Consider the following 7,040-nt stretch of genomic DNA (forward strand, 5'->3'; position numbering starts at 1 on the left):
CCACGTTGGAGCGAACCATGAGCGACATCAACAAGCCCACGATCAAGCCGAAGCCTCTGGACGACCACATGTCCGGCGGAGACAAGGGCGTCGTCAGGCCTCAGGACGACCACATGTCCGGTGCCGACAAGAACGTCGCAAAGCCCCAGGACGACCACGTGTCGGGGGAGCAGCCCTAGCCCTGGGGTGACATGAAACTGCCGCGGCGACGCCGAGGGGGAGCCGCCGCGGTCGCGGTACGGGGGAATGTGTGAGGGGCCCGAGACGGGGGAAACGCTCGGGCCCCTCACACGCGTCCGGGCGACACCAGCCTTATAGCATAGGAAATGCTATAGTGGGCCCATGGCTGAAGCCCTCGACTTCCCCCCCGGAGACGGCCCCAGCAGTGGCATCTCCGTCTCCCTCACCGCCGGCACCCTGCACGCGATTCGCGAACGGGTCGGCAAGCGCGGCGTCTCCGCCTACCTCGAAATGGCCGCACAACGACAGATCGAGCGGGACGGCCTGGATGAGCTCCTCGCCGACTTCGAGGCGACCAACGGACCCGCCGACCCCGGCGCCGTGGCCGACAAGCGCGCCAAGCTGACGAGCAACCCGCCCGAAGCCGGAGCAGCCGCGTGAGCGGTGCGCTGGTCCTCGACAGCGAAGGGCTCGCGCAGGCGGTCCAGCGGAACCGAGAGGTTCAGGAATGGCTGGAGGCAGCCCGCGACGCCGATATCCCGGTCATCACCTCGGCAGTGGTCCTGGTCGAGGTCATTCACCCACGGATCAATTCCGCCGCACTCTCCTGGACGCTGTCACGCCTACGCGTCGAACCGGTCAGTCAGACCCTCGCGCACACCGCCGCGTCACTGCTTCGAAACGCCGGGCTGCACGGCCACAAATACGCGATCGACGCATTGCTCTGCGCAACCGCTCTGGCACACCCTGGCCGGGTGGCCATCCTGACGTCCGACGTGGAGGACATCGGACTCCTCACGGCCGACCACCCTCGCGTGACAGCAGAAAAGATCTGAGGCCCCCGGCCCTCCCGGCCGGGCCACTCACTCCCGACCCGGACCTCCGACAGGTGCAGTTCCGCCAGAGATAGCCGCCTGATCGCCACACCTACAGGCCCCGCTCCTCGAACCACCGCTCGATGTCGCGCAGCTCGGCGGCGGACGCGGCCTGCTCCTCCTCGGTGAGCGGGCCGTACTCCTTCTGCATCCATGCCACCAGCTCCCCCAGCCGGTCCTGCTCGCGTCGGCGCTCGACGACCCGAGTGACGTACGCGCTCAACCCTCCGGGGCCGACCTCGGCCAGGATCTCCTCCGCCAGCTCCTCCGGCAGGGTGACGGTGTACTTCTTGGTTGCCATACGCACGACCATGCCGCCGGAAACTCGCCGGCCCCACTCATTTCCTCCCATCCGGTGATCCCCGCAGCTCCCCCTTCACCACCTTGCCGCTCGCATTGCGCGGGAGTTCCGGGACGAACTCCACCGTCCTCAGGACCTTGAAGTTCGCCATCTCGCGGCGGGACCAGGCGATCAGGTCGTCCGCGGTGAGCGTCGCGCCCCGGCGGCGGACCGCGTACGCCTTGCCGACCTCGCCCAACCTGGGGTCCGGGACGCCGATGACCGCCACGTCGGCCACGTCCGGGTGAAGGCCAAGGAGCTGCTCTATCTCGGCCGGGTACGCGTTGAAGCCACCCACGATGAACATGTCCTTGATCCGGTCCGTGATCCTGAGGTTGCCCGCCGCGTCCAGGACGCCTACGTCGCCGGTGCGGAGCCAGCCGTCCTCGGTCATCGTGGCGGCCGTCGTGTCCGGGTCCTCGTAGTAGCCGGACACCACGTGGAAGCCGCGGACCTGGACCTCGCCCGGAGTGCCCGGTTCCGCCAGGACGCGAATCTCGGTGCCGGGGATCGCGCGGCCCGACGTCGTGGCCACCACCTCCGGCGCGTCGCCCCGGCGGCACATCGTGACGATGCCGCTCGCCTCGGAGAGGCCGTACGCCGTGAGGACCGTCGCGATGTGCAGTTCGTTGCGCAGGCGTTCCACCAGCTGGAGGGGGACCACCGCCGCGCCCGTCACCACCAGGCGCAGGGCCGACAGGTCGTGCGCCTCGCGTGCCGGGTGGTCCAGGAGGGACTGGTGGAGGGTCGGCGGACCGGGGAGGACGGAGATGCGTTCCGCCGCGATGTTCGCCAGCACCGTGTCCACGTTGAACACCGGCTGCGGCACCATCGTCGCGCCCCGCATCAGGCAGGCGATGATCCCCGCCTTGTAGCCGAAGGTGTGGAAGAACGGGTTCACGATCAGGTAGCGGTCGCCCTCGCGCAGGCCCGCCAGGTCGCTCCAGATCTCGTACGCGCGCAGCGTCTGCGCGTGCGTGATCACCGCACCCTTGGGGGCACCCGTCGTGCCCGAGGTGTAGATGATGTCGGAGGGGGCCGAAGGGGCGATCGCCGCCGCCCGGTCCCGTACCGCCGAGCGCCCCACCCCCTCCCCCGCCGCCAGGAAATCCGGCCAGCTCGTGTAGTCCTCCGGGGCCGTGTCCGCCAGCACCACCACCCGCTCCAGGTCCGGCAGTTTCACCTCCGCCCGGCGCAACGACGCCACGTACGACGCGCCCAGGAACGTGCCCGTCACGAACAGCAGCCTCGCCCGGCTGCGCCGCAGGATGTACGCCGCCTCCGTGCCCTTGAAGCGGGTGTTCAGCCGGACCAGCACCGCGCCCGCACTCACCGCCCCGAGCGCCAAGACGATCCACTCCGTCGTGTTCGGGGCCCAGATCGCCACCCGGTCCCCCGGCTCGACCCCGGCGGCCATGCACGCGGCCGCCGCGCGCTCCACGCGGTCGCCGAGCTCGGCGTACGAGAGGCGGGTGCGGCCGTCGGCCACCGCCTCGGCCGGGCCGTAGCGCTCCGCCGCCGCCCGTACCAGCCCTGGGATGCTGCCCCACTCCTCGTCGCCCCGCATCACGCGCCCGCCTTCCGCCGCCGCACTAGCTGACTATCCGTCAGGTTAGCGGTAGCCTCTGCCGCTGTCAGCAGGCGCGACAGTGCGGGAGGTCAGCGGATGGCGACGCTCAAGGACGCGACGGCGATAGCCGGGATAGGACAGACGGCCTTCGCGAGACGGCTCCCGGAGTCCGAGAAGACCCTCGCCTGCCGGGCGATCCTGGCCGCCCTCGACGACGCGGGCATCGCGCCCTCGGAGGTCGACGGCTTCGCCTCGTACACCATGGAGGAGACCGACGAGGTCGAGGTCGCCAAGGCGATCGGGGCCGGGGACGTCACCTTCTTCAGCAAGGTCGGGTACGGAGGCGGTGGCTCCTGCGCCACCCTCGGCCATCTCGCCGCCGCCGTCGCCACCGGGCAGGCGAGCGTCGGGGTCGCCTGGCGGTCGCGGAAACGCGGGTCGGGCCCCCGGCCGTGGAAGAACACCGCCGTCCAACTCCCCACCCCCGCACAGTGGACCCGGCCCTACGGCCTGCTGCGGCCCGCCGACGAGATCGGCATGCTCGCCCGGCGATACATGCACGAGTACGGGACCACCCGCGACCATCTCTTCAACGTCGCCCTCGCCTGCCGCAACCGGGCCAACCAGAACCCGGCCGCGATCATGTACGACCGGCCGCTGACCCGCGAGATGTACATGACCTCCCGCTGGATCAGCGAACCCCTCTGCCTCTTCGACAACTGCCTGGAGACCGACGGGGCGTTGGCCTGCGTCATCGTCTCCGCCGAGCGCGCCCGCGACTGCCGGCAGAAGCCCGTCTACCTCCACTCCGTCGCCCAGGGGCTGCCCGCCCAGCACCACGGAATGGTCAACTACTGGAACGACGACCCACTCACCGGGCCCGCCTGGACAGCCGCCCGACAGCTGTGGAAACAGGCCGACTTCGGACCCGAGTACGTCCATGTGGCCCAGATTTACGACGCGTTCACCCCGCTCGTCCCCCTCTCCCTGGAGGGCTACGGCTTCTGCGCGCGCGGCGAGGGCGGTGCGTTCACCGAGGGCGGGGCGCTGGAGAGCGGCGGGCGGCTGCCCATCAACACCGGCGGCGGCGGGCTCAGCGAGGCGTACGTCCACGGGTTCAACCTCATCACCGAGGGCGTGAAGCAACTGCGCGGCACCTCCACCGCCCAGGTGCCGGACACCGCCACCTGCCTGGTCACCGCCGGTGAGGGTGTGCCGACATCCGCTGTTCTGCTGAGGAGTTGAGGCGATCCCATGAGCATGTCCGATGCCCTGTTGCTGCCCGTCGTCGACGAGGACGGCGCGCCCTTCTGGGAGTACTCCGCCCGCGGCGAACTGCGCGTCCAGGCCTGCGCCTCCCCCGCCTGCGGCGAGCTCCGCTTCCCGCCCCGGCCCTGCTGCCCGCACCGCGGGTCGTTCGCCAGTGAGTGGCGGCTGATGAGCGGGCGCGGGCGGCTCTGGTCGTACGTCGTCCCGCACCCGCCGCTCCTCCCGGCGTACGCCGAACAGGCTCCGTACAACGCGGTGTTGGTGGAGCTTGCGGACGCCCCGCGCATTCGACTGGCCGGAAACGTCGTCGCCTCCCCCGACGCGCCGCTGAACTCCGTCGACCCGGCGCGGCTGCGGATCGGGGCTCCGGTGCGGGCCGCGTTCTGCCCGGCGGGGCCGAGCGGCTCCATCACCCTCCGCTGGCTCCTGGAGCGGTGAGCGATGGCCCTGCGCATCGAGCGGGACAAGCACACCGGGGTCGCGCTCGTCACCCTGGACCGGCCGGCGAAGCTCAACGCGATCGACCTGGAGACGGCCGGGGAACTCGCCTCGCTGTGGCAAGAGTTGCGGTACGACGAGAGCGTCCGGGCCGCCGTCCTCACCGGGGCCGGGACGCGTGCCTTCTGTACGGGGATCGACCGGGGGGTCGAGGTCCCGCAGCCTCCCTCCCCGTACGCCGTCGACGACCCGCTCCTGCGCATCGGGCCCAAGGCGAACGACCTGTGGAAGCCCGTGGTCGCGGCGGTCGAGGGGACGGCCTGCGGCGGGGCGTTCTACCTGCTGGGCGAGGCGGAGTTCGTCGTCGCGTCCCGGGAGGCGACGTTCTTCGACCCGCACACGACGTACGGGATGGTCTCGGCGTACGAGGCGATCACGATGGCCCAGCGGATGCCGTACGGCGAGGTCGCCCGGATGTCCCTGATGGGCACCGCGGAACGGGTGAGCGCCGAGCGGGCGCACGCGGTCGGGCTGGTCAGCGAGGTGACGGAGCCGGGTGGCGCGGTGGCGGCGGCCATGCGGGCGGCGGCGGTGATCGCCGGGTACCCGACGGAGGCGGTGCAGGGTACGGTCCGGGCGGTGTGGGCGGCGAAGGAGGCGGCCAGGACCCAGGCGATGGCCCAGGCCCCGGCGCTGATCGCCCTGGGCAACCTGCCCCCGGGACGGCAGGCGGAGCTGTTCGCGGCGCGGGGCGGGGGCGGGGAGCCTCGGGTGCGTTGAGCAGGTGTGCCCTGCGGTCAGACGACCTTGGCGGTCACTTCGCAGCGCTTGACCCGGGACACCTTGCCGGGGCTCTCCATCCGCACGGTGAGCGTGCGGAAATCGCCGCTGTCGAGGGTCGTGGTGGCCTCGGCCGTGTCCACGGTGTTGCCGCGGGCGTCGACGAACCGCACGTCGATCTCGTAGTCCTGCGTGTACCGGTCGTTCGCCTGGACCTCGATCAGCGACGAGGTGACCGCCTTGCGCTTGCCCTTGCGCGGTGCGGCACAGCGGATGACCCGGATGTCGAGGGCTTCGTCGGACGCGGTGGGCGTCGGGGTCGAGGAGGAGCCGGACGAGCCGGAGGACGAGGAGCTGTCGTCGTAGTCGTCGTAGTCCGTGTCGCGGTAGCCGTTGTTGCTCTTCTTCGAGCTGGAGCAGCCACCGCCGCCCGAGCTGCTGCTCTTTCCGCTCTTGCTCTTGCCGCCGCTGGTGGAGGTGGTGGTGAATCCGGTGAGCGCGAGCACCACCACGACCAGGACCGCCGCGAGTTTCATCTGTCGCCGCATCATGGATGCAGCCCCCCTTGAGTTTCGTTGCCGTATGTCGAGCCCGATGGTGTGCTGTGTGACCCTCAGCATGCCGTGCGGGACTCCCTGTTCAGGTCATGACCCTGTCACGGTCCGGTCATGGTCTGCGTGGCGGGGGTGATCGTCCCGGCGTAGCGTCGGTGACGGGGGCCGTTCACGTACGCCCCTGGAGGCCTGACGATGATCCGCAACATCCTCGGCTCCGTCGTCGCCCTGGCCGGTGCCGCCTCCGCCGTGCTGAGCCCGTTCCGCGACTGGTACGGCGGGCGGGCCGGGTGGGACTACCGGGTGCGGGACCTCTTCGAGGGGATCACCCCCGTGGAGTCGGGGGTGCTGGTCTCGATCCTGCTGCCGTTCCTGGCGGCGGCGCTGCTCGTGAGCTTGGGTGTGGTGCTCCGGTCGCGGCTCGTGGTCGCTCTCGCGGGCGTGGTGGTGCTGGGCTTCACGATCCTGTGGATGGTCCGCCAGGGGCAGGCGGCGGGGGAGCTGGCGGCGGGCGGGGACGGGGCGGGGTTGCAGGTGGGGGTGGTGAACGCGGTGGCGGGTGGAGTGCTGATGCTGATCGGGGCATTGCTGATGAGCGGGCGGCGGGGCCGGCGGGAGCGGAGGCCGGTGCGGGAGCGGGAGCGGGAGCCGGTGGAGCCGTTTGCCGTGCCGGCGGCGGATCAGGTGGATACGTGGCCGCCTACGCAGGAGCCGGGGATGTCGGTGCAGACGTCGCCGTGGCCGGAGCCGGAGGTGGAGCCGTACACGGGGCCCGATTCCCGTGATCCCCGTACGCGGTCGTATCCGCAGGCCGCCCCGCACCCGGAGGACGACCCCCGGGATCCGGTACACCCGCCGCACCGGCCGCCGCAGGGTTGACGCCCGCCCCCGTCAAGGGTTCCGTCCTCAATCGCCGGACGGGCTGGAGTCACGCAGCCTCGCCGCCCTCCCGAGCAAGGGTTCCGTCCTCAATCGCCGGACGGGCTGGGTGATCGCCGGTCGGGCTCGATCGAGCCCGTCCGGCGATTGAGGAC

Annotated in this window: 9 protein-coding genes; 6 read left to right on the top strand and 3 right to left on the bottom strand. The window is 71.1% G+C overall.

What is annotated here, in order from left to right; genetic code table 11:
• The first annotated feature begins 342 nt into the window (after positions 1 to 342).
• Together ACFWM7_RS31885 and ACFWM7_RS31890 are read left to right on the top strand one after the other, a co-directional pair.
• Positions 343 to 621 carry a hypothetical protein gene (locus ACFWM7_RS31885; protein WP_383267314.1) on the top strand — a complete coding sequence of 93 codons (279 nt, stop codon included), beginning with the start codon at positions 343 to 345 and terminating at the stop codon, positions 619 to 621.
• Positions 618 to 1,016 (top strand): type II toxin-antitoxin system VapC family toxin, encoded by a 399-nt coding sequence (locus ACFWM7_RS31890; RefSeq protein ID WP_383267317.1) that lies wholly within the window; start codon positions 618 to 620, stop codon positions 1,014 to 1,016. Before ACFWM7_RS31885 ends, ACFWM7_RS31890 begins: the two co-directional genes overlap by 4 nt.
• A 91-nt stretch (positions 1,017 to 1,107) precedes the next feature.
• On the opposite strand, the gene ACFWM7_RS31895 is transcribed toward ACFWM7_RS31890, so the two are convergent.
• Positions 1,108 to 1,356 (bottom strand): hypothetical protein, encoded by a 249-nt coding sequence (locus ACFWM7_RS31895; RefSeq protein WP_383267319.1) that lies wholly within the window; start codon positions 1,354 to 1,356, stop codon positions 1,108 to 1,110.
• A 37-nt stretch (positions 1,357 to 1,393) separates the two neighbouring features.
• Complete coding sequence (locus ACFWM7_RS31900; RefSeq protein WP_383267336.1) at positions 1,394 to 2,962, bottom strand: FadD3 family acyl-CoA ligase; 1,569 nt, start codon at positions 2,960 to 2,962, stop codon at positions 1,394 to 1,396.
• A gap of 99 nt (positions 2,963 to 3,061) precedes the next feature.
• On the opposite strand from ACFWM7_RS31900, the gene ACFWM7_RS31905 reads away from it, so the two are divergent.
• Genes ACFWM7_RS31905 through ACFWM7_RS31915 form a run of 3 tightly spaced genes read left to right on the top strand, consistent with a single transcriptional unit; the run spans position 3,062 to position 5,452 of the window.
• Entirely contained in the window at positions 3,062 to 4,210 is a 1,149-nt protein-coding gene (locus ACFWM7_RS31905) for a lipid-transfer protein (protein WP_383267322.1), read from the top strand.
• A 9-nt stretch (positions 4,211 to 4,219) separates the two neighbouring features.
• Positions 4,220 to 4,672, top strand: coding sequence for a Zn-ribbon domain-containing OB-fold protein (locus tag ACFWM7_RS31910; protein WP_383267325.1), 453 nt, complete (start codon positions 4,220 to 4,222; stop codon positions 4,670 to 4,672).
• 3 nt (positions 4,673 to 4,675) lie between these two features.
• The gene (locus ACFWM7_RS31915; protein WP_383267327.1) at positions 4,676 to 5,452 is read left to right on the top strand and encodes an enoyl-CoA hydratase/isomerase family protein; all 777 of its coding nucleotides are present in this window, start codon (positions 4,676 to 4,678) and stop codon (positions 5,450 to 5,452) included.
• A 17-nt stretch (positions 5,453 to 5,469) separates the two neighbouring features.
• Here the strand turns inward: ACFWM7_RS31915 and ACFWM7_RS31920 are convergent, their stop codons facing one another.
• Entirely contained in the window at positions 5,470 to 6,003 is a 534-nt protein-coding gene (locus ACFWM7_RS31920; RefSeq protein ID WP_383267330.1) for a hypothetical protein, read from the bottom strand.
• A gap of 198 nt (positions 6,004 to 6,201) precedes the next feature.
• Here ACFWM7_RS31920 and ACFWM7_RS31925 point away from each other — a divergent pair, with 198 nt between their 5' ends.
• Positions 6,202 to 6,885 carry a hypothetical protein gene (locus tag ACFWM7_RS31925; protein ID WP_383267333.1) on the top strand — a complete coding sequence of 228 codons (684 nt, stop codon included), beginning with the start codon at positions 6,202 to 6,204 and terminating at the stop codon, positions 6,883 to 6,885.
• The last annotated feature ends 155 nt before the right edge of the window (positions 6,886 to 7,040 follow it).

The organism is Streptomyces sp. NPDC058375 (assembly GCF_042723425.1).
Classification (GTDB): domain Bacteria; phylum Actinomycetota; class Actinomycetes; order Streptomycetales; family Streptomycetaceae; genus Streptomyces; species Streptomyces durocortorensis.